The organism is Pseudomonas sp. R11-23-07 (assembly GCF_003852295.1).
Classification (GTDB): domain Bacteria; phylum Pseudomonadota; class Gammaproteobacteria; order Pseudomonadales; family Pseudomonadaceae; genus Aquipseudomonas.
In genome coordinates this window covers 1660673-1682288 of record NZ_CP027761.1, presented here as the reverse complement: position 1 = coordinate 1682288, position 21616 = coordinate 1660673, and the positions used below count along the sequence as shown (strand labels likewise).

At 60.0% G+C, this 21616-nt stretch carries 14 protein-coding genes; 5 read left to right on the top strand and 9 right to left on the bottom strand.

Features of this window, described 5'->3' with window-relative positions:
• Positions 1 to 147 precede the first annotated feature (147 nt).
• From mfd to C4J84_RS07570, 3 genes are read left to right on the top strand one after another with little or no spacing between them, the layout of a single operon-like run.
• A complete protein-coding gene (mfd, locus tag C4J84_RS07580; RefSeq protein ID WP_124435121.1) occupies positions 148 to 3597 on the top strand; it encodes a transcription-repair coupling factor in 3450 nt (1149 codons plus the stop codon).
• An 11-nt stretch (positions 3598 to 3608) separates the two neighbouring features.
• The gene (locus tag C4J84_RS07575) at positions 3609 to 4175 is read left to right on the top strand and encodes a CsiV family protein (RefSeq protein ID WP_124403423.1); all 567 of its coding nucleotides are present in this window, start codon (positions 3609 to 3611) and stop codon (positions 4173 to 4175) included.
• 9 nt (positions 4176 to 4184) lie between these two features.
• Complete coding sequence (locus C4J84_RS07570) at positions 4185 to 6875, top strand: DEAD/DEAH box helicase (RefSeq protein ID WP_124435120.1); 2691 nt, start codon at positions 4185 to 4187, stop codon at positions 6873 to 6875.
• A 211-nt stretch (positions 6876 to 7086) separates the two neighbouring features.
• On the opposite strand, the gene C4J84_RS07565 is transcribed toward C4J84_RS07570, so the two are convergent.
• The 3 genes from C4J84_RS07565 to C4J84_RS07555 form a co-directional block, all read right to left on the bottom strand.
• A complete protein-coding gene (locus C4J84_RS07565) occupies positions 7087 to 10374 on the bottom strand; it encodes a DEAD/DEAH box helicase (protein ID WP_124435119.1) in 3288 nt (1095 codons plus the stop codon).
• Positions 10375 to 10483: 109 nt separating this feature from the next.
• On the bottom strand, positions 10484 to 11494 hold the full coding sequence (nagZ, locus tag C4J84_RS07560; protein ID WP_124406601.1) for a beta-N-acetylhexosaminidase: 1011 nt from the start codon (positions 11492 to 11494) through the stop codon (positions 10484 to 10486).
• A 135-nt stretch (positions 11495 to 11629) separates the two neighbouring features.
• Positions 11630 to 12337: a TetR/AcrR family transcriptional regulator gene (locus C4J84_RS07555; protein ID WP_124409313.1), complete on the bottom strand. Its 708-nt coding sequence runs from the start codon at positions 12335 to 12337 to the stop codon at positions 11630 to 11632.
• Between the two features lie 263 nt (positions 12338 to 12600).
• Between C4J84_RS07555 and lexA the strand changes: the two genes are divergently transcribed.
• Both lexA and sulA read left to right on the top strand, forming a co-directional pair.
• Positions 12601 to 13209 carry a transcriptional repressor LexA gene (gene lexA / locus C4J84_RS07550; protein ID WP_003172575.1) on the top strand — a complete coding sequence of 203 codons (609 nt, stop codon included), beginning with the start codon at positions 12601 to 12603 and terminating at the stop codon, positions 13207 to 13209.
• 10 nt (positions 13210 to 13219) lie between these two features.
• On the top strand, positions 13220 to 13693 hold the full coding sequence (gene sulA / locus C4J84_RS07545; RefSeq protein ID WP_065886339.1) for an SOS-induced cell division inhibitor SulA: 474 nt from the start codon (positions 13220 to 13222) through the stop codon (positions 13691 to 13693).
• Positions 13694 to 13716: 23 nt separating this feature from the next.
• Here sulA and C4J84_RS07540 read toward each other — a convergent pair whose 3' ends face one another.
• From C4J84_RS07540 to fadB, 6 genes are all read right to left on the bottom strand, one after another.
• A complete protein-coding gene (locus C4J84_RS07540; protein WP_124361797.1) occupies positions 13717 to 13950 on the bottom strand; it encodes a hypothetical protein in 234 nt (77 codons plus the stop codon).
• A gap of 63 nt (positions 13951 to 14013) precedes the next feature.
• A complete protein-coding gene (locus C4J84_RS07535; RefSeq protein WP_124370033.1) occupies positions 14014 to 14535 on the bottom strand; it encodes a DUF6586 family protein in 522 nt (173 codons plus the stop codon).
• 235 nt (positions 14536 to 14770) lie between these two features.
• Positions 14771 to 17392 (bottom strand): type I DNA topoisomerase, encoded by a 2622-nt coding sequence (gene topA / locus C4J84_RS07530; protein ID WP_124366269.1) that lies wholly within the window; start codon positions 17390 to 17392, stop codon positions 14771 to 14773.
• Positions 17393 to 17506: 114 nt separating this feature from the next.
• A complete protein-coding gene (locus C4J84_RS07525) occupies positions 17507 to 17743 on the bottom strand; it encodes a DUF1653 domain-containing protein (RefSeq protein ID WP_124361794.1) in 237 nt (78 codons plus the stop codon).
• 95 nt (positions 17744 to 17838) lie between these two features.
• Positions 17839 to 19014, bottom strand: coding sequence for an acetyl-CoA C-acyltransferase FadA (gene fadA / locus C4J84_RS07520; RefSeq protein ID WP_124361793.1), 1176 nt, complete (start codon positions 19012 to 19014; stop codon positions 17839 to 17841).
• A 29-nt stretch (positions 19015 to 19043) separates the two neighbouring features.
• Positions 19044 to 21191 (bottom strand): fatty acid oxidation complex subunit alpha FadB, encoded by a 2148-nt coding sequence (gene fadB / locus C4J84_RS07515; RefSeq protein ID WP_124361792.1) that lies wholly within the window; start codon positions 21189 to 21191, stop codon positions 19044 to 19046.
• Between the last annotated feature and the right edge of the window lie 425 nt (positions 21192 to 21616).

Below are 21616 nucleotides of genomic sequence, written 5' to 3'. Positions count from 1 at the left end.
ACTACATATTGAGTCAAAACCGACGATTGTTTGTCTTAGCCACTACATTTCCAACAAACCGTAATAGGCACAGTCAGCAACTGACAGGCGGCACCTCTGGCCGCTACAATTACCGACTTTGTCGCAACGCTTGGAGCTCAACCTTCCGTGCCCGTTCTGCGTCTACCGCTACTCCCTGCCGCGGCAGGTAAACAGCACTGGGGCAACCTGCCCGGTGCCGCCCTGAGCCTGGCCATTGCCGAGGCTGCCAGCGCAGCCAAACGCTTTACCCTGCTGCTTACCGCCGACAGCCAAAGCGCCGAGCGGTTGGAGCAGGAGCTGAGCTTCTTCGCCCCCGATTTGCCGGTGCTGCATTTTCCCGACTGGGAAACCCTGCCCTACGACCTGTTCTCGCCGCACCAGGACATCATTTCCCAGCGCATCGCCAGCCTGTACCGTTTGCCGGAACTGGCTCACGGCGTGCTGGTGGTGCCGATCACCACGGCCCTGCATCGCCTGGCGCCGACCAAATTCCTGCTGGGCAGCAGCCTGGTGCTGGATGTCGGCCAGAAACTCGACGTGGAGCAGATGCGCACGCGCCTGGAGGCCACCGGCTACCGCTATGTCGACACGGTGTACGAACACGGCGAATTCACCGTACGCGGTGCTTTGATCGACCTGTTCCCGATGGGCAGCAAGCTGCCGTATCGCATCGACCTGTTCGATGACGAAATCGAGACCCTGCGCACCTTCGACCCGGAAAACCAGCGCTCCATCGACAAGGTCGAGTCGATCAAACTGCTGCCGGCGCGGGAATTCCCGCTGCAAAAAGATGCGGTCACGCGCTTCAAGGCACGCTTTCGCGAGCGCTTCGACGTGGACTTCCGCCGCTGCCCGATCTTCCAGGACCTGAGCAGCGGGATTACACCGGCCGGTATCGAGTACTACCTGCCGCTGTTCTTCGACGAAACCTCCACCCTCTTCGACTACCTGCCCCAAGACACCCAGGTGTTCTCGCTGCCAGGCATCGAACAGGCTGCGGAAAACTTCTGGAACGACGTGCGCAACCGCTATGAAGAGCGCCGCGTCGACCCATCCCGGCCGTTACTACCGCCTGGCGAACTGTTCCTGCCGGTGGAAGATTGCTTCGCCCGCCTGAAAAACTGGCCTCGTGTAGTCGCCAGCCAGCAGGATGTGGACGCCGGCAGCGGCCGCGAGCGTTTCCCGGCGGGCACGCTGCCGGACCTGGCGATCCAGGCCAAAGCCACGCAGCCGCTGGAAGCGCTGTCCAACTTCCTCGGCGACTTCCCCGGCCGCGTGCTGTTTACCGCCGAATCCGCCGGGCGTCGCGAAGTCCTGCTGGAGCTGCTCGAACGCCTCAAGCTGCGCCCGAAGACCGTCGATAGCTGGCCGGATTTCGTAAAAAGCAAAGAGCGCCTGGCGATCACCATCGCGCCATTGGACGAAGGCTTGTTGCTGGACGACCCGGCCCTGGCGCTGATCGCCGAAAGCCCGTTGTTCGGCCAGCGTGTGATGCAGCGTCGCCGCCGTGAAAAACGCGCCGACGCCAACAATGACGCGGTGATCAAGAACCTCACCGAGTTGCGTGAAGGCGCGCCGGTGGTGCACATCGACCACGGCGTGGGCCGCTACCTCGGCTTGCAGACCCTGGAAATCGACAACCAGGCCGCCGAATTCCTCACCATGGAATACGCCGAAGGCGCCAAGCTCTACGTGCCGGTGGCCAGCCTGCACTTGATCGCGCGCTACACCGGCAGCGATGACGCCCTGGCGCCGTTGCACCGCCTGGGCTCCGAGACCTGGCAGAAAGCCAAGCGCAAGGCCGCCGAACAGGTGCGCGACGTCGCCGCCGAACTGCTCGACATCTACGCACGCCGTGCGGCCCGCGAAGGCTATGCGTTCGCCGACCCGAAAGCCGATTACGCCACCTTCAGCGCTGGCTTCGCCTTCGAAGAAACCCCCGACCAGCAAACCACCATCGACGCCGTGCGCGCCGACATGCTCGCGCCCAAGCCGATGGACCGCCTGGTGTGTGGCGACGTCGGCTTCGGCAAGACCGAAGTGGCGATGCGCGCGGCGTTCATTGCGGTGCATGGCGGCAAGCAGGTGGCGATCCTGGTGCCGACTACCCTGCTCGCCCAGCAGCACTACAACAGCTTCCGCGACCGCTTTGCCGACTGGCCGGTGAGCGTGGAAGTGATGAGCCGCTTCAAGTCCGCCAAGGAAGTGAATGCCGCCATCGCCGACCTTGCCGAAGGCAAGATCGACATCGTGATCGGCACGCACAAACTGCTCTCGGACGATGTGAAGATCAAAAACCTGGGCCTGGTCATCATCGACGAAGAGCACCGCTTCGGCGTGCGCCAGAAAGAACAGCTCAAGGCCCTGCGCAGCGAAGTCGACATCCTCACCCTCACCGCCACGCCGATTCCGCGTACGTTGAACATGGCGGTGTCGGGTATGCGCGACCTGTCGATCATCGCCACGCCGCCGGCACGCCGTCTGTCGGTACGCACCTTCGTGATGGAGCAGAACAAAAGCACGGTCAAGGAAGCGCTGCTGCGCGAATTGCTGCGCGGTGGCCAGGTGTATTACCTGCACAACGACGTGAAGACCATCGAGAAATGCGCCGCCGACCTCGCCGAACTGGTGCCGGAAGCCCGCATCGCCATCGGCCATGGGCAGATGCGTGAGCGCGAACTCGAGCAGGTGATGAGCGACTTTTACCACAAGCGCTTCAACGTGCTGATCGCCTCGACCATCATCGAGACCGGTATCGACGTCCCCAGCGCCAACACCATTATCATCGAACGCGCCGACAAGTTCGGCCTGGCCCAACTGCATCAACTGCGCGGCCGGGTCGGGCGCAGTCACCACCAGGCCTACGCCTACCTGTTGACGCCACCGCGCCAGCAGATCACGTCCGACGCGGAAAAACGCCTGGAAGCGATCGCCAATACCCAGGACCTCGGCGCCGGCTTCGTGCTGGCCACCAACGACCTGGAAATCCGTGGCGCCGGCGAACTGCTCGGCGACGGCCAGAGCGGGCAGATCCAGGCCGTGGGCTTTACCCTTTATATGGAAATGCTCGAACGCGCGGTGAAAGCCATTCGCAAGGGCGAACAGCCGAACCTCGACCAACCGTTGGGCGGTGGCCCGGAAATCAACCTGCGCTTGCCGGCGTTGATCCCCGAAGCCTACCTGCCGGACGTGCACGCGCGGCTGATCCTGTACAAGCGCATCGCTTCGGCCACCGACGAAGAAGGCCTGAAGGACCTGCAGGTGGAAATGATCGACCGCTTCGGCCTGTTGCCGGAACCGACCAAGAACCTGGTGCGCCTGACCCTGCTCAAATTGCAGGCCGAACAGCTGGGCATCAAGAAAGTCGACGCGGGGCCGCAAGGCGGGCGGATCGAATTCGAAGCGCAAACGCCGGTGGACCCGTTGGTGCTGATCAAGCTGATCCAGGGCCAGCCCAACCGCTACAAGTTCGAAGGGGCTACGCTGTTCAAGTTCATGGTGCCGATGGAACGCGCCGAAGAACGCTTCAATACCCTGGAGGCGCTGTTTGAGCGCCTCATTCCGAAATCTGCTTGAAGGACGCCTCCATGCGCGTGTTCCGCATTCTGAGCCTGCTGTTGCTGGTATTCGCGCCTTCGGCCTTTGCCGACAGCCCCTACCAGGTGGAGATGATCCTGGTGCGCCAGAATGCAGAGCCGGTGATCAACAGCCGCGCCGCCCCGGAAAACTGGGATGGCGGTGCGCAGCGCCTGGGCGAGCGAATGAGCCCGCCGCGCCTGGGCAATATCGTCGAAAAACTGCGCGCCGATTCCAACTACACCGTACTTGCGCACAAGGCCTGGGAACAGAGCCTCGGCGAACAGCCAGTGAAGATCGCGATCACCGACGGCCAGGAGCAATTCGGCCAATTTCCTATCGAGGGCGTGCTGAACCTGCAACTGGGTCGCTTCACTGATATCGACGCCGACTTCTGGATCAACCAGTTCGACAGCAACGGCAGCGTGATCGCTAGCGAACACCTGAGCCAGAAGGACGTGCGCACCAAGAACAACCAGCTCAATTACCTGGATGGCGGCCACCTGGCGCTGCTGATCAAGATCACTTCGCTGACCGCCAAGCCCCCCAGCGCACCACCGCCCGACATGCAGGACTGATCCCGCGCCATGCCCCTGACAGCGTCGCTGACCAAACCCCTGGCCCCTTCGTGGGCCAATCGCTTCAAAGAGCAAAGCCTGGAGCGCGGGCGGCGTTACGCGCTGGAGAATCGGGTGCGCATCGTCGAATCCGGCGACAGCACCATCACCGCCAGTTGCGAAGGTTCGGGCGGCAACGTCTACCGGCAGACCATTTCGTTGCGCGAATCGGCCAAGGGCATGCTGATTCTGGTGGACAGCCGCTGTACCTGCCCGGTGCACACCAATTGCAAGCATATTGCCGCCGTGCTGCTCAAGGTGCAGGAAACCCTGGCCTACCCGGCTGCGGCCCAGGATGCCGAGCTGCTGGGAAAACTGCAGGCGGTATTGGATAACCGTGTGGTGCTGCCGCAGGTGGTCATGGAGGATGTGCGCCCTGTGCCGCGCCTGTGGCTGGCCAGTGTGGAGTTCAGCGCGTTCGAACCGCGCAATGGCAAGATGCAGCGTTATATCCAGCATCGCGCGGCGCTGTCGTTCAACTATCTGGGTAACTATGTCAGCGGGCAAAAGAACGCCGACATCATTGTGCGCCAGGAAACCCAGAGCCTTCGCATCAAGCGCCATCCCGAGCTTGAACAGCCCTATCGCGAACACCTGCGCCTGCTCGGTTTCAAGATCGCCACGCGCCAGAGCAAGGCCTTGCCGGAAAGCGCCGGCGAGCTGTTCGAGATGGTCAATGACAGCGCCTGGCTGAATTTCACCCTCAACGCGTCCCCTGCGCTGCGGGCCGAAGGTTGGGAGCTGCAAATCGATGAAGACTTCGGTTTTGACCTCAGCCCGGTGGACGACTGGTACGCCAGCGTCGATGAAGCCCCCGAGCGGGACTGGTTCGATCTGGAGCTGGGCATCATCGTCAATGGCGAACGGCTGAGTCTGCTGCCGATCCTGCTGAATTTGATGCGCTCCCACACCGAAATCCTCAACCCGGAAAAACTCGCACGGCGCCGCGACGATGAATTGATCCTGGTGAACATTCCCGGCCTGCCCAACGGCCACGGTCCGCTGCAAGTGGCGCTGCCCTACGGGCGATTGAAGCCGGTACTGGCGACCCTCGGCGAGTTCTACCTGCAGGAACCCGGCACCACCACATTGCGCCTGGCCAAGGCCGATGCGGTCCGCTTGAACCCGCTGGAAGATCTGCCACTGCAATGGGAAGGCGGCGAGAAAATCCGCAACTTCGCCCAGCGCCTGCGGGATATCAAGGATTTCACCTGCGTGGCGCCTGAAGGCTTGAATGCAACCTTGCGCCCTTACCAGCTGGAAGGCCTGAGCTGGATGCAGTCGTTGCGCCAATTGGAGGTGGGTGGGATTCTCGCGGACGACATGGGCCTGGGTAAAACCTTGCAGACCCTGGCGCATATTCTTACGGAGAAAAATGCAGGACGGCTGAATCGACCGTGCATGGTGGTCATGCCTACCAGCCTGATCCCCAACTGGCTCGATGAGGCCGCGCATTTCACTCCGCAATTGCGGGTGCAGGCGCTGTACGGCGCAGGGCGCAAGAAACATTTCGCCAATCTGCAGGACTACGACCTGCTGTTGACCACCTACGCACTGCTGCCCAAGGACATCGACACCCTCGCCGCCCTGCCCTTGCATGTGCTGATCCTCGATGAAGCCCAGTACATCAAGAACCCCACCAGCAAGGCGGCGCAAGCGGCCCGCGAGCTGAATGCGCGGCAGCGCCTGTGCCTGAGCGGCACGCCGCTGGAAAACCACCTGGGCGAGTTATGGTCGTTGTTCCACTTTCTGCTGCCGGGCTGGCTCGGCGATGTGAAAAGCTTCAACCGCGATTACCGCGTTCCCATTGAAAAACGCGCCAGTGAGGTGCGATTGCAGCACCTCAACGGTCGGATCAAGCCGTTCCTGCTGCGCCGCACCAAGGAACAGGTGGCAACGGAACTGCCGCCCAAGACCGAAATTATCCACTGGGTCGACCTTAACGAAGCGCAGCGCGACGTCTATGAAACCATGCGCCTGGCCATGGATAAAAAGGTCCGCGACGAGATCACCCGCAAGGGCGTGGCGCGTAGCCAGATCATCATCCTTGAGGCACTGCTCAAACTGCGCCAAGTGTGCTGCGATTTGCGCTTGGTCAACGATGCCGCCCTGCCCGCCCGAGGCAGCAGCTCGGGCAAGCTCGACAGCTTGATGCAGATGCTCGAGGAATTGTTTGCCGAGGGGCGGCGGATACTGCTGTTCTCGCAGTTCACCTCGATGCTGAGTCTGATCGAGGCTGAACTCAAGCAGCGCAAAATCGCCTACGCCTTGCTGACCGGCCAGACACGCGATCGGCGCACACCGGTGAAGGACTTCCAGAGCGGCAAGCTGCAGATTTTTCTGATCAGCCTGAAAGCCGGCGGCGTCGGCCTGAACCTGACCGAAGCCGACACCGTGATCCACTACGACCCCTGGTGGAACCCGGCAACCGAAAACCAGGCCACCGACCGTGCCTACCGAATCGGGCAAGAGAAGCCAGTGTTCGTCTACAAGATGATTGCCCGAGGCACGGTAGAGGAAAAAATCCAGCACTTGCAGAAGGAAAAATCTGACCTCGCGGCGGGTGTGCTGGATGGGCGTTCGACCGGGGATTGGCAGTTGGGTAATGAGGATATCGAGGCGCTATTTGCGCCATTGCCCAATAAGCAGGAAAAGCGCTGACTGTCGGATCGCCATCGCGGGCAAGCCCTAATGCCAGTCAGTTAAGAAGTAGAAAGGGTAAAAAGTAACCTGTGGCGAGGGAGCTTGCTCCCGCTGGACTGCGCAGCAGTCCCATTTTTGGGGCCGCTTCGCGGCCCAGCGGGAGCAAGCTCCCTCGCCACAGGTACAGTGTTCGTCCTTAACTGACTGGCATTAGGGCAAGCCGCGGTCGTTAGCCAGGCAACGGCGCAAACAGCGCCTCGATATCCCGCTGCTCCAGCTTCCAGCCCGCACTGGCGCCCCCTTCAAGCACGCCGTCGGCGAGCGCTGCCTTTTCCAATTGCAACGCCTGAATCTTTTCTTCCACCGTACCTCGGGCAATCATCTTGTAGACGAATACCGGTTTATCCTGCCCGATCCTGTAAGCACGGTCGGTGGCCTGGTTTTCCACGGCCGGGTTCCACCAGGGGTCGTAATGAATCACCGTATCCGCGGCCGTCAAGTTCAAGCCGGTTCCGCCCGCTTTCAGACTGATCAGGAACAACGGCGTCTTGCCGTCCTGGAAATCCTTCACCGGTGTGCGCCGGTCCAGGGTTTCACCGGTCAGGATTGAATAGTCGACCTGACGCTGCTTCAGTTCCTCTTCGATTAATGCCAGCATCGAGGTGAACTGCGAAAAGAGCAGGACGCGCCGCCCCTCGCTGAGCAACTCTTCGAGCATCTCCATCAAACTGCCGAGTTTGCCAGTACCGGCCCGGGCCAGTTTGGAGGCGGGTGCAGTCTTGACCAGGCGCAAGTCGCAGCAGACCTGGCGCAACTTGAGCAGCGCTTCGAGAATGATGATTTGGCTGCGGGCGACACCATGCCGGGTGATCTCATCGCGAACCTTCTTGTCCATCGCCACACGCACGGTTTCATACACGTCACGCTGGGCGTCACTCAAGTCCACCCAGTGCACGATCTCGGTCTTGGGCGGCAGCTCGGTGGCCACCTGTTCTTTTTTGCGGCGCAACAGGAAGGGTTTGATCCTCGCCGTCAGGTGCTGCATGCGTTGCGCATTGCCGTGCTTTTCAATCGGCGTGCGGTAATCGCGATTGAAGGTTTTACTATCGCCCAGCCATCCCGGCAACAGGAAGTGAAACAGCGACCAGAGTTCGCCCAAATGGTTTTCCAACGGCGTCCCGCTCAGGCACAGCCGCTGGCCGGCATCCAGTTGGCGAGCGGCCTGGGCCGCCTTGCTGTTGGGATTCTTGATATTCTGCGCTTCGTCGAGGATCAACACGCTCCAGCGCTGCGGCTGCAGGACCTCAAGGTCTCGGGGCAACAGCGCGTAGGTGGTGAGTACCAGGTCGTAATCGGTCAAGCGCATGAAGTCAGCCTGACGCTGTGCACCGTGCAGCGCCAGGACTCTGAGCTGTGGCGTGAACCGTGTGGCTTCGTCGATCCAGTTCGGGATCAGGCTGGTGGGCATTACGGCCAATGCGGGCATTTGCAATCGCCCTGCCTGTTTTTCCACGAGCAGGTGCGCAAGGGTTTGTAGGGTTTTGCCCAGGCCCATGTCATCCCCAAGAATCCCGCCGACTTCCAGTTCGCGCAACGTTTGCATCCAGTTCAGGCCTTCGAGTTGATAGCCACGAAGTTCGGCTTTCAAGCCCTCGGGGGCAGAGACCTGGGCATGGGTGGAGCCCTTGAGACGCTGGGCGAAATCACGCAGTCGCTCGCCACCGCGCCACACCAAGGGCATGGCGTCCAGATGACTGAGCCGAGCCGCATCGGGCGCGCTCAGCCGCAATGCATCACCTTGGGGGGCGCGCAGGTAGAGTTCGCCGAGGGTTGCCATCAAGGGTTTGATGCGCCCGTAAGGCAGCGCAACCTTTGTATGAGTGCGCGCGCCCAAACTGACCAACACGCGCTCATCGTCGTCACGCTCAGCCATGTAGGCGACATCGAGCAGCTCGGGCTGATTCCGCATCAAGTCGAGCATGATTGGCAACAGGCTGTGCCGCTCGCCGTTGACCTCAACGCCCAGCTCAAGGTTGAACCACTCATGACCTGACGCTTCTTCGATATCCGCGTACCAGTGGTCCACAGCGTCCACGTCGTAATAAAAGCCCGGTTGAATGACAACGTCCCACCCTGCTTCACGCAAAACCGCCACATCGCTTTCAACGAAACCCAGCCAGGCTTCATCAGTGGGTAGATCGAACATTTCCCCAGCGTTTTCAGGCAGCGCGCGGCTTTTGCGATTGACCGCTTTAAAGCCGATTTTCGTGAGTGCCTTGCGCAGCGCTTTTTCAGCCGCAGGCTTGCGTTGGATACGCTGGGTTTCGGTGCCATTGAGAAACAGGATGTCCTCGGTTCCCTTGCCGCTGGCCAGGCTGGTGTCATAGCGGAACGCCAATGCAGCGCGGTGCTCCCTGTGGAACCGGCCGTAAACGTAGGCTTCGTCGCTTCCCAATGTAAGGCATCCTTGGGGCTCTAACGTATCCACGACGCGTTCGGTCAGCTCGCGCGGTGGAGGAATCTCCTTGGACACCGCACTGATGCGATGACTGAATAACGCGACTTGCTCAGCTGGAATCATCGGCAAACCGCAAAGATGCAGGGCCAGGTTCTCATCCAGCCCATGCTCGATCACCCCGATCGCCATGCTTTCGAGGTCAAGATAATGAAGCGGTTTGAGCGGCAACACATCGTCCAACTCACGCCCGTCGCTGATCCAGCAGGGAATGTAATTGCCGTCGGGCAACACGGCCCAATCAAAACGAGCAGCGCGGGCCGGGCCAGGGTTGAGCGCCAGTCCTGCGCCCAGCTCCAGAAACAGGCGCTGGGTTTTTAACGCCAATTGGAGAATTTCGGCCCCCGTCTCGCCGGCCAACTGAAAACTGCTGCCATAGTTGCCATAAGATCGGCCCAACAACAGCAATCGACCAATGCGTGTATCCAGCTCATACATATAGCCAGGGGCACGCCGTAATACCTCATCCATCGAGTGCAGAGGCTTGATATCGCTGTACTCGCCTTGTTTCGTCACGCGCGCCCGGTACACCTCCAATGACCAGCCACTGGAATAAACATCAGGAGTGATTTGGTACAGCAAACAAGTGCCGGTGTTCTTGGGCTGAGCCTCACCCGGCGGGGTGGGCTTGGGGATGCTTTCGAGCCAGTTTTCGAGCTGCGGACTCAGGCGGTCGCCCACCGGCTTCTTCGGCTCGTTCAGCTCTTCGTACAGCACAGTTAACGTAAACAAGACCGCAGCCGCGTGCTTGCAATTTATCGCCACCGGGCAAGAACACACACAGATGATGCCCGGCCGACGGGATGCTGCACTCTCCAGGGTAATCGACAGGGTGTAGACATTACGGCCAGAGCCCCTGCAATGCGCGATCAGCCGGTGATGCCCGAATTCTTTTATTTCAAGACGATTTTCGCCAGCGTACTCAAACCCACGCTCCAGCGAGCGAGGTTCAAAGTACGCTTGCCAATCCAATTCGACGATACGTGCAATTAGATCATTCATCAAACAAGGACTCTACAGCAGCCAGTAACGGGACTTAAAGCAGGGCGACTCCCACACTAGAGTAAGAGACAGCTCCAACAGCATTCAGACGCTGCCTACATCAAGCTTCTTATTCAATCAGCTGAGCGTCTCGCAACGCTCCAAGGGCTGCCAGCCAGCGCGGATCCTGTTTGTAGTCAGTCGAGGCACTTGCATGCCCCCGCATACGCGCAATGCGAGCCGAAGGTGTGACCTTCATCCGCTGGGCTGCAGTCAGTGCAAGCTCGGCAGCCGCGCGGTCATTGCACACCAGCCCCATGTCACAACCAGCAGTGAGTGCCGCCTCGATCCGACTGGCCGCATCACCCACCACATGGGCACCGGCCATGGACAGGTCATCACTGAAAATCACCCCGTCGAACTGCAGCTCACCGCGCAGGATGTCCTGCAACCAGCGGCGTGAGAAGCCGGCGGGCTGGCTGTCCACTTGCGGGTAGATCACATGCGCGGGCATCACGGCGGCCAATTGCTTGCTCAGGCGTGCGAAAGGCACCAAGTCATTGGCGCGAATCTGTTCCAGGCTGCGCTCGTCGTTGGGAATCGCGACGTGGGAATCGGCCTCGGCCCAACCGTGACCCGGAAAGTGCTTGCCGGTGGCGGCCATGCCCGCGCTGTTCATGCCGCGGATAAAGGCACCGGCGAGTACGGCGGCGCGCTCGGGGTCGCCTTCGAACGAGCGGGTGCCGACCACGGCGCTGCGCTGGTAATCCAGGTCGAGCACTGGGGCGAAGCTGAGGTCCAGGCCCACGGCGAGTACTTCGGTGGCCATGATCCAGCCACATTGTTCGGCCAGGTATTCGGCGTTGGGGTTATCCGCCAGCGCGCGCATGGCCGGCAAGCGCACAAAGCCTTGGCGCAGGCGCTGCACGCGGCCGCCTTCCTGGTCGACCGCCAGCAGCAGGTCCGGGCGCACCGCACGAATCGCTGCGCTCAATTCGCGGACCTGGCGTGGGTGCTCGATGTTGCGCGCAAAGATGATCAAGCCGCCGACTTCAGGTTGGCGCAACAGATGGCGGTCCTCGGCCGTCAGCCAGGTACCGGCAACGTCGACCATCAAAGAACCTTGCAGGGCAGCAGTCATAAACCTTCCTTAAATAACGCGCACAACCCGTCATCCCTACCGGTTACGGTAAGCACGACGGATTGCGCGTAAATAGCTGAAATCGGCATGGCGGCTAGCTTAGCGGATGCAAGCGGCCGCGCACACCCGCAGCGGTCAAACCTTGGCGAGGGTGGGGGTGGATTTGCTGCGCGGGCGCAATTGAGCCACGGCCATGGCCTGATCGGTCACACCGGTTTCAGCGCGCATGCCGGCGGCGAGGAATGGCACCATCAGGCGCATCACCTGCTCGATGGAGGTGTTGACGCCGAAATCCGTCTCGGCAATCGCGCGCAGAGCCTTGATCCCGGACATGCTGAAGGCCGCAGCGCCGAGCATGAAGTGCACGCGCCAGAACAGCTCGATGGGTGGGATACGCGGGGCAGCTTCATTGACCAACAACATATAGCGACGAAACACTTTGCCGTACATGTCTTCCAGATAACGACGCAGGTGGCCCTGGCTCTGACTGAACGCCAGGCCCAATAGACGCATGAAGATAGACAGGTCGTTGCCGCTGCGCGGCTGAACCACCAGGGCTTGCTCGACCAGGATCTCCAAAAGCTCTTCTAGGCTTGGCTTGTTATCCGCCTTCGCCTGGCGACGCTCCAGCTCGCGATCAAGACTGGCACAGAACGGCCCCAGGAAGCGCGAGAACACCGCCTGGATCAGGGCTTTTTTTGAGCCGAAATGGTAGTTCACGGCGGCGAGGTTAACTCCAGCCTTGCTGGTGATCAGCCGCAATGAAGTTTCAGCAAATCCTTTTTCCGCGAACAATTGCTCGGCAGCATCGAGAATGCGTTCAACGGTTTCCGACTGGGCCATGGCTACTCCGCCTGACAAACACTTGTTTGAAACATACGTTTCAGGGTATGTCTTGTCAAGCCTGCGTGTCCGTTTTCCGGCTGGGCAGTCATCTATTTCGTCGCTATTTAATCACATCTTTCATGGCCTGTAGGCGGCGCTATCTCCGCCCCCCAATACGGATGATGGATGACCGTCCAGCGGAGTCGCGCAAAAGGATCATTGCCAAGCGCCGTCCACTGTATATAATCCCAGTCACTGTATAAAAAGACAGAGCGATCAACATGCTAAAACTGACGCCACGCCAAGCTGAGATTCTGGCTTTTATCAAGCGCTGCCTTGATGACAACGGTTACCCACCGACACGCGCCGAAATTGCGCTGGAGCTGGGTTTCAAGTCTCCCAACGCTGCCGAAGAACACCTCAAGGCCCTCGCGCGCAAAGGCGCGATCGAGATGACCCCTGGGGCTTCGCGCGGTATTCGCATCCCTGGCTTCGAAGCCAAGGCCGACGAATCGACACTGCCGATCATCGGTCGAGTGGCCGCGGGTGCGCCGATCCTGGCGCAACAGCACGTCGAGGAATCCTGCAACATCAACCCGACCTTCTTCCATCCGCGCGCCGATTACCTGTTGCGGGTGCACGGCATGAGCATGAAGGACGTGGGTATTTTCGACGGCGACCTGCTGGCCGTTCACACCACCCGCGAAGCCCGCAATGGCCAGATCGTCGTGGCGCGGATCGGCGATGAGGTCACCGTCAAGCGCTTCAAGCGTGAAGGCAGCAAGGTCTGGCTCCTGGCCGAGAACCCGGAGTTCGCGCCGATTGAAGTGAACCTCAAAGACCAGGACCTGGTGATCGAAGGCTTGAGTGTCGGCGTCATTCGCCGCTAAAGGAGACATCATGCAGCTCGTGCACACCCCACAACACACACAACTGTCGCTGTTCGAGGCCTTCATGGCTCAACCCCTTGCGCCCATCCTCAAGGAAACGGTCGAAGCGCCGTGGAGCTGCGAACCTGAGGTATTCAGTGAATTGTCGTTGCGTGGGGCTGCCGGGAGCTGCTTGAGCCTGCTGGCGCCGATCCTGCGCGAACTCAGTGAGGAGCAGGACGCGCGCTGGTTGACGCTGATCGCCCCGCCCGCCAGCCTGACCCAGGCTTGGCTGCGGGATGCCGGCCTCAACCGTGAACGTATTCTGTTGCTGCAGCCACGAGGCGCGCAAAGTGCCCAGCAGTTGACCTGCGAAGCTTTGCGCCTGGGCCGTAGCCATACGGTGGTGAGCTGGCTGAACCCACTGAATGCAACGGCCAAGCAGCAGCTGATCAGCGCCGCGCACACGGGCGATGCGCAGAGCTTGAATATTCGACTGGGGTAAGAAGTGAGCGGGTTACCCAAGGCTCAGTGAAGAACCTTTGGGCCATCTTCCTTCTCCGGCTCGCCTTCAGCCAGGCGACCGGCCATTTGCACGCCAACGCTCAACATCGCTTTAGCCACTTCCACATGCTGGCCTTGCAGGAACGCTTTTGCGTCTTCGGAAAAGTCCAGAATGACCAGAGAACCTTCGTCCTCGGCCCGACGCAGCTCGATTCGGCCGTCAGGCAGTTCAACAATTTCCAGAAAGGACGTTGGCATAAAAGTCTGTTCTCCACGAAAGCGCGGGATTATATCAGTGTTGTCGCGTGCAGGCGTGCCCGCTCAGCACTCGCTCAAACCTTCGCGAAAGCGCAACGCCAGCTTTTTCAGTTCCTGACGCCAGCTTTCCAGCTCTTGCCGGCTCAAAGGCTTAGGCTCATCCGCCTCCAATGCAACCGCCACGATCAATGGCTGCGTCACATCACCCTTGGGTACATGGGGAACGCGGGGCGGCTGGAACATGTCGGCGTGCGCCTTGAGCAGGCGTGCTACCCAACTGTCCGGGCTCTGGGCCATTTCCACCAGCTCGGCCAATTCCGGGATAGCCATGGTTTCCAACACGTCTCGGGCCATGATCATTTCCGCGCGGGGCGAACCGGCCTGGGGCAAGCGGTAGAACCCGGCGATTTCATGGCATAACCCCAGCAAGGCGCCGTACAGGTGAAACAGAGCGGCCTCACGCCCCGCCTGGACCAGCGCGATGGCATTCATCTCCTTGCCCGCCTCGGCACGACCAAGGGCTTCCAGGGATAACCCCGCGAAGTAAATTTTCTGGTTGGTACGGGTATAGAGTTCGTTGGCCATGACGGCAATCTCCACAACGAATGAGGCGTGATGCTGGCTGTGTAGGAGCGAGCTTGCTCGCGAAAAACCTGAGAGCACCACTGTGTATCAGATTTCTCGCGTCATCGTTAACTGCAAGTGCCATTAGGCAGATCCAAATGTGGGAGGGGGCTTGCTCCCGATGGCGATGCATCAGTCATAGGTATGTTGACTGATACACCGCTATCGGGAGCAAGCCCCCTCCCACATTGGACTATCAAGCGCCCTGACGCTTGTCCTCGACCTTCCACTTGCCGCCGTCGTAGAACGCTTTCCAGCCGGTAGGCTTGCCGTCGACTTCGGTCTGCACGTACTGCTCCTTGGTTTTGCGGCTATAGCGGATCACGGCTGGGCGACCATCTGGGTCCTTCTTCGGCGCTTCACACAGGAAGTGGTACTTCGGATCAATCTCATCCTTGTGCGGTACGATTTCCAGCACCAGCGGGGCACGGGTCTCGCGGTTTTTCGGGAACTGGCTGGCTGCCAGGAACAGGCCCGAAGCACCGTCGCGCAGGATGTAGGTGTCGTTGACCTTCTCACACTTGAGCTCAGGCATCTTCACCGGGTCCATCTTCGGCGGCGCCGCGTCACCGCTCTTCAGCAGTTTGCGGGTGTTCTTGCAGGTTGGGTTGGTGCAACCGAAGAACTTGCCGAAACGGCCGGTCTTGAGCTGCATCTCGCTGCCACACTTGTCGCACTCCAGGCTCGGACCTTCGTAGCCTTTGATGCGGTAGGTGCCCTCTTCAATCTCGTAACCGTTGCAATCCGGGTTGTTACCGCAGATGTGCAGCTTATGCTTTTCATCCAGCAGGTAAGCGTCCATCGCCGTGCTGCAGATCGGGCAACGGTGCTTGCCACGCAACACCAGCGACTCGGATTCACCCTCGTCATCCGCCGCGATTTCATCGCCCGGCACCAGGTTGACGGTGGCCTTGCAGCGCTCTTTGGGCGGCAGGCTGTAGCCCGAGCATCCCAGGAACACGCCGGTGGACGCTGTACGAATCTGCATCGGCCGGCCGCAGGTGAGGCACGGAATGTCGGTCATGACCGGCTGGTTGGCACGCATGCCGCTCTCAGGGCTCTCGGCCACTTCGAGTTTTTTCTTGAAATCGCCGTAGAACTCGTCCAGCACGCTCTTCCAGTCGCGTTCGCCCTGGGCCACGTCATCGAGGTTCTCTTCCATGCCGGCGGTGAAGCCGTAGTCCATCAGGTTGGAGAAACTCTCGGACAGACGCTCGGTGACGATGTCACCCATTTTTTCCGAATAGAAGCGGCGGTTGTGCAGCGCCACGTAGCCACGGTCCTGGATGGTGGAGATGATCGCCGCATAGGTCGAAGGACGACCGATGCCGCGTTTCTCCATCTCTTTTACCAGGCTGGCTTCCGAATAACGCGCCGGCGGCTTGGTGAAGTGCTGGGACGGGTCAAGCTTGATCAGCTTCAACGTATCGCCCTGGGCCATGTCCGGCAGCACATCGTCGTCGCCAGGCTTGGCGATTTGCGGCATTACGCGGGTATAACCGTCGAACTTGAGGATCCGGCCCTTGGCACGCAGCTCAAAGTCGCCCGCCCCCACGCTGACGGTGGTGGACAGGTATTGCGCCGGCAGCATCTGGCAGGCCAGGAACTGGCGCCAGATCAGTTCGTAGAGGCGCTCGGCGTCGCGTTCCATGCCACTCAGCTTGCTCGGCTCGGTGTTGGCGTCGGAAGGACGAATCGCTTCGTGAGCCTCCTGGGCGCCCTCTTTGCTGCTGTAGACGTTTGGCTTTTCCGGCAGGTACTTCTTGCCGAACTCGCTTTCAATATAGGTACGCGCCATCGCCACCGCGTCTTGCGACAGGTTGGTGGAGTCGGTACGCATGTAAGTGATGTAGCCGGCTTCGTACAGACGCTGGGCCATCATCATGGTTTTCTTCACACCGAAGCCCAGGCGGTTGCTCGCGGCCTGCTGCAGGGTGGAGGTGATGAACGGCGCCGACGGCTTGCTGCTGGTCGGCTTGTCTTCGCGCTTGACGATGCTGTAGCTGGAGGCCTTGAGCTTCTCCAGCGCGGCCATGGCCTGGGCTTCGTTCAGCGGTTTGAAGGCCTCGCCTTTTTCGCGGGCCACTTCAAAGCGCACGTTGTTGCCCTTGGCAGTGCCGAGGTCAGCGTGGACTTCCCAATATTCTTCGGGATTGAACGCACGAATCTCGCGCTCACGCTCCACCACCAGCTTCACCGCCACCGACTGCACACGGCCGGCGGACAGGCCACGGGCGATTTTTGCCCACAGCAGCGGCGAGACCATGTAGCCCACGACGCGGTCGAGGAAGCGCCGCGCCTGCTGGGCGTTGACGCGGTCGATGTCCAGCTCGCCCGGCTTGGAGAAGGCTTCCTGGATGGCTTTCTTGGTGATTTCGTTGAACACCACGCGCTTGTAGCGGCTGTCATCACCGCCGATGGCTTCGCGCAGGTGCCAGGCAATGGCTTCCCCTTCGCGGTCCAAGTCCGTCGCGAGATAGATGGTGTCGGCATCTTTGGCGAGCCGGCGCAGCTCTTCGATGACCTTTTCCTTGCCCGGAAGGATTTCGTACTTGGCCTTCCAGCCATGATCCGGGTCCACACCCATGCGCGAGACCAGCTGCTTGCGTGCTTTCTCTTTAGGCGTGAGCACCGGACCTTCGCCCGCAGCCGCCTTGCCGCGCTTGGCGGCAGGCTCCTTGCTGGCGCTAGCCGAACCGCTGGTGGGCAGGTCTCGGATATGGCCGATACTCGACTTCACCACGTACTCGTTGCCCAAGTACTTGTTGATGGTCTTGGCCTTAGCCGGGGATTCCACAATGACCAGCGATTTGCCCATGGATCGGAAAATTCCTGAATTCGAGAAGTGAAAGGCAGTTGGCGCCTGTCGCGGCAACGCTATATATAGTGGCAACAAGGTGAGGTCAAGCGCAGCATTTTGCGCGACCCGCCGTTATTGCCCTTTAAAAAGACTGGGTTCGGCCTGGACCAAAGCAAAGCGCGGGACCTGCTCGCCGTCAACCTCGACGGTCTCCAGGAACATGCTCAACGGGCGTACCCAAAAGCCGTAATCGCCATACAGTGCTTGGTAGAACACCATTTCTTCTTCGGTCTCGGAGTGCTGCGCCACGCTGAAAACGCGGTACTGCGGCCCCTTGTAATGCTGGTAGAGCCCGGGTTCGACTTTCATGCTCTGGCCCTCTTACAAAATTTATTGAAAAAAAATTAAAAATTCCAAAAAACAAAAACCGGGGCACTGGGCCCCGGCTTCCGTCAACCCAACGCTTAGACGCGTTCGAAGACGGTGGTAATGCCTTGGCCGAGACCAATGCACATGGTTGCTACCCCAAGGTTACCGCCATTTTGCTTCATCACGTTCAGCAATGTGCCGGAGATGCGGGCACCGGAGCAACCGAATGGGTGGCCCAGGGCAATCGCGCCGCCGTGCAGGTTAACCTTCTCATTCATCTTGTCGAGTACTTTCAAATCTTTCAGCACTGGCAGGGCCTGTGCGGCGAAAGCTTCGTTGAGCTCGAAGAAGTCGATATCGGAGATGGTCAGGCCCGCGCGCTTCAAGGCTTTTTGTGTGGCCGGTACTGGACCATAGCCCATGATCGCCGGGTCCACACCCGCCACGGCCATCGAGCGGATCACCGCCAGCGGCTGGATGCCCAGGTCCTGGGCACGCTGCGCCGACATCACGATCATGCACGAAGCACCGTCGGTGATTTGCGACGACGTACCGGCAGTCACGGTGCCGCCCTTTGGATTGAAGGCAGGCTTGAGCGCCGCCAGGCTTTCCAGGGTGGTGTCCGGACGAATGGTTTCGTCGTAATCGAACAGTTTCAGGAAACCGTTCTCGTCGTAGCCGTTCATCGGGATGATTTCATCCTTGAACTTGCCTTCCACCGTCGCCTTGTGGGCGAGTTGGTGGGAGCGCAGGCCGAACGCGTCCTGGGCTTCGCGGGTAATGCCGTGCATCTTGCCGAGCATTTCTGCGGTCAGGCCCATCATGCCCGAGGCTTTTGCCGCGTACAGCGACATGTGCGGGTTAGGGTCGACGCCGTGCATCATGCTGACGTGGCCCATGTGCTCCACGCCGCCGACCACGAACACATCACCGTTACCGGTCATGATCGCCTGGGCGGCCGTGTGCAGCGCGCTCATCGACGAACCGCACAGGCGGCTCACGGTCTGGCCGGCTGCAGTGTGCGGGATCTGGGTCATCAAGGAGGCCATGCGCGCGATGTTCCAGCCCTGCTCCAGGGTCTGGTTCACACAGCCCCAGATCACGTCTTCGACTTCGTTCGGGTCAACCTTGACGTTGCGTTCCAGCAGCTTGCTGATCAGGTGCGCCGACATGTCTTCGGCACGGGTGTTGCGGTGCATGCCGCCTTTGGAACGGCCCATCGGCGTACGACCGAAGTCGACGATCACGACGTCTCTTGGATTCAAGCTCATAAATATTCTCGCTCTAGTCGATTGGGCGCTTAACCGAAGAAGCTCTGGCCGTTCTTGGCCATTTCACGCAGCTTCGCGGTCGGGTGGTACAGCGGGCCCAGATCAGCGTATTTGTCAGCCAGGGCAACGAACTCGGCCACACCGATCGAGTCGATGTAACGCAGCGCACCACCACGGAACGGAGGGAAACCAATCCCGTACACCAGGCCCATATCGGCTTCGGCGGCGGTCTCGACGATGCCATCTTCCAGGCAACGTACGGTTTCCAGGCACAGGGCGATCATCATCCAGTTGATGATGTCCTCATCGGACACCTCACGCTGCTCGTAGATGACAGGTGCGAGTACTTCGTGCACCGACGGGTCGGCCACTTTCTTCTGCTTGCCCTTCTTGTCGGCCTCGTAGGCGTAGAAGCCCTTGCCGTTCTTCTGGCCCAGGCGCTTGGCTTCGTAGAGTGCGTCGATCGCCGAGCGGCGGTCGTCTTTCATACGGTCCGGGAAGCCTTCAGCCATGACGTCGCGACCGTGGTGGCCGGTGTCGATGCCGACCACGTCCATCAGGTACGCAGGGCCCATTGGCCAGCCGAATTTTTCCATGACCTTGTCGATGCGCACGAAGTCCACACCGGCGCTGACCAGTTTGGCGAAACCGCCGAAGTACGGGAACAGTACGCGGTTGACCAAAAAGCCCGGGCAGTCATTGACCACGATCGGGTTCTTGCCCATTTTCTTGGCGTAGGCAACGGTGGTGGCAATAGCCAGCTCGCTGGACTTCTCGCCACGGATCACTTCCACCAGCGGCATCATGTGCACCGGGTTGAAGAAGTGCATGCCGACGAAGTTTTCCGGACGCTTGAGAGCCTTGGCCAGCAAGCTGATGGAAATGGTCGAGGTGTTGGAAGCCAGGATGGTGTCGTCTTTGACCTGGGCTTCGACTTCAGCCAATACCGCCTGCTTGACCTTCGGGTTCTCGACAACGGCTTCGACGACCAGGTCGACGTGGCCGAAATCGCCGTAGGACAGCGTAGGACGAATGCCGTTAAGCACTTCAGCCATTTTCGCAGCGGTCATACGACCCTTATCAACGCGGCCCACCAGCAGTTTGGCGGCTTCCGCCAGGCCCTGCTCGATACCGTGCTCGTTGATGTCTTTCATCAGGATCGGCGTGCCTTTGGACGCCGACTGGTAAGCGATACCGCCGCCCATGATACCGGCACCCAGTACGGCGGCCTGTTTCACGTCCTTGGCGATTTCGTCGTAGGCCTTGGCCTTTTTCTTCAATTCCTGATCGTTCAGGAACAAGCCGATCAGGCTCTGTGCAGCCGAGGTTTTCGCCAATTTGACGAAGCCTGCCGCTTCCACTTCCAGGGCTTTGTCGCGACCGAAGTTCGCGGCCTTCTGGATGGTCTTGATCGCTTCGACCGGTGCCGGGTAATTCGGGCCGGCTTGGCCTGCCACGAAACCTTTGGCGGTTTCGAACGACATCATTTGTTCGATGGCGTTGAGCTTGAGCTTTTCCAGCTTCGGCTGACGCTTGGCTTTGTAGTCGAATTCGCCGCTGATGGCGCCCTTGAGCAGGTTCAGCGCGGCTTCGGCCAGTTTGTCCGGGGCAACCACGGCATCGACAGCACCGACTTTCAGCGCGTCTTCAGCACGGTTTTCCTTGCCGGCGGCAATCCATTCGATGGCGTTGTCGGCACCGATCAGGCGCGGCAGGCGCACGGTGCCGCCGAAGCCCGGGTAGATGCCCAGCTTGACTTCAGGCAGACCGATCTTGGCGGTAGCGGACATGACACGGAAGTCTGCCGCCAGGCACATTTCCAGGCCGCCGCCCAGGGCGATACCGTTGATCGCAGCAACGGTGGGTACGTTGAGGTCTTCGAAATCGCTGAAAATCTTGTTGGCTTCGAGGTTGCCAGCCACCAGCTCGGCATCGGGCAGCTTGAAGTTGTCGACGAATTCGGTGATGTCAGCGCCGACGATGAACACGTCCTTGCCGCTGGAGACGATCACGCCCTTGACCGAAGCATCTGCTTTGATGGTGTCTACGGCCTGACGCAGTTCGTTCAGGGTTAGACGGTTGAACTTGTTGACGGACTCACCCTTGAGGTCGAATTTCAATTCGACGATGCCACTTTCAAGAGCCTTAACCGTGATGGCTTTACCTTCGTAAATCATCAACTGATCTCCACGATATGGAAGCTGAACAGTACACACCGGACGCTGGCCTCTGGTTGGACATTGACAGCTGCATCAATGCTCACGCCAATCCGCCAGGCACACCCGCCAGTGCGATAGTCGGGGTTATGTCAGAGTCGCCTGTAGGACAAACGCTCAATTCATACGCCCGTTTGATTTGGGTACGCCACCTTCATCCAATTCAGAGCAATTGTCAATCGCTCCAAAGGCTAGGAAAAACGCGACTTTCCAGTCATTTCAGAACCCGAAGCGCAAGATAGCAACCCGTCAATATTTAACTATTCACAAGATCAATAATAGGAAACATATGGGAAAGCACTGTACAGAAACGGATTGGCGGCTAGGCTAACGGCAACTTGAAGATCTACCGGCCTGCCTGGCCAACTCCAGCCCGATGATGAGTC

Excerpts from the sequence above, each read along its gene's own strand:
- C4J84_RS07575 (WP_124403423.1), top strand. The coding sequence starts at position 3,609 with ATGCGCGTGTTCCGCATTCTGAGCCTGCTGTTGCTGGTATTCGCGCCT.
- fadB (WP_124361792.1), bottom strand. The coding sequence starts at position 21,191 with ATGATTTACGAAGGTAAAGCCATCACGGTTAAGGCTCTTGAAAGTGGC.
- C4J84_RS07570 (WP_124435120.1), top strand. The coding sequence starts at position 4,185 with ATGCCCCTGACAGCGTCGCTGACCAAACCCCTGGCCCCTTCGTGGGCC.
- fadA (WP_124361793.1), bottom strand. The coding sequence starts at position 19,014 with ATGAGCTTGAATCCAAGAGACGTCGTGATCGTCGACTTCGGTCGTACG.
- lexA (WP_003172575.1), top strand. The coding sequence starts at position 12,601 with ATGCTAAAACTGACGCCACGCCAAGCTGAGATTCTGGCTTTTATCAAG.
- C4J84_RS07565 (WP_124435119.1), bottom strand. The coding sequence starts at position 10,374 with ATGAATGATCTAATTGCACGTATCGTCGAATTGGATTGGCAAGCGTAC.
- C4J84_RS07525 (WP_124361794.1), bottom strand. The coding sequence starts at position 17,743 with ATGAAAGTCGAACCCGGGCTCTACCAGCATTACAAGGGGCCGCAGTAC.
- topA (WP_124366269.1), bottom strand. The coding sequence starts at position 17,392 with ATGGGCAAATCGCTGGTCATTGTGGAATCCCCGGCTAAGGCCAAGACC.
- C4J84_RS07540 (WP_124361797.1), bottom strand. The coding sequence starts at position 13,950 with ATGCCAACGTCCTTTCTGGAAATTGTTGAACTGCCTGACGGCCGAATC.
- nagZ (WP_124406601.1), bottom strand. The coding sequence starts at position 11,494 with ATGACTGCTGCCCTGCAAGGTTCTTTGATGGTCGACGTTGCCGGTACC.
- C4J84_RS07555 (WP_124409313.1), bottom strand. The coding sequence starts at position 12,337 with ATGGCCCAGTCGGAAACCGTTGAACGCATTCTCGATGCTGCCGAGCAA.
- sulA (WP_065886339.1), top strand. The coding sequence starts at position 13,220 with ATGCAGCTCGTGCACACCCCACAACACACACAACTGTCGCTGTTCGAG.
- C4J84_RS07535 (WP_124370033.1), bottom strand. The coding sequence starts at position 14,535 with ATGGCCAACGAACTCTATACCCGTACCAACCAGAAAATTTACTTCGCG.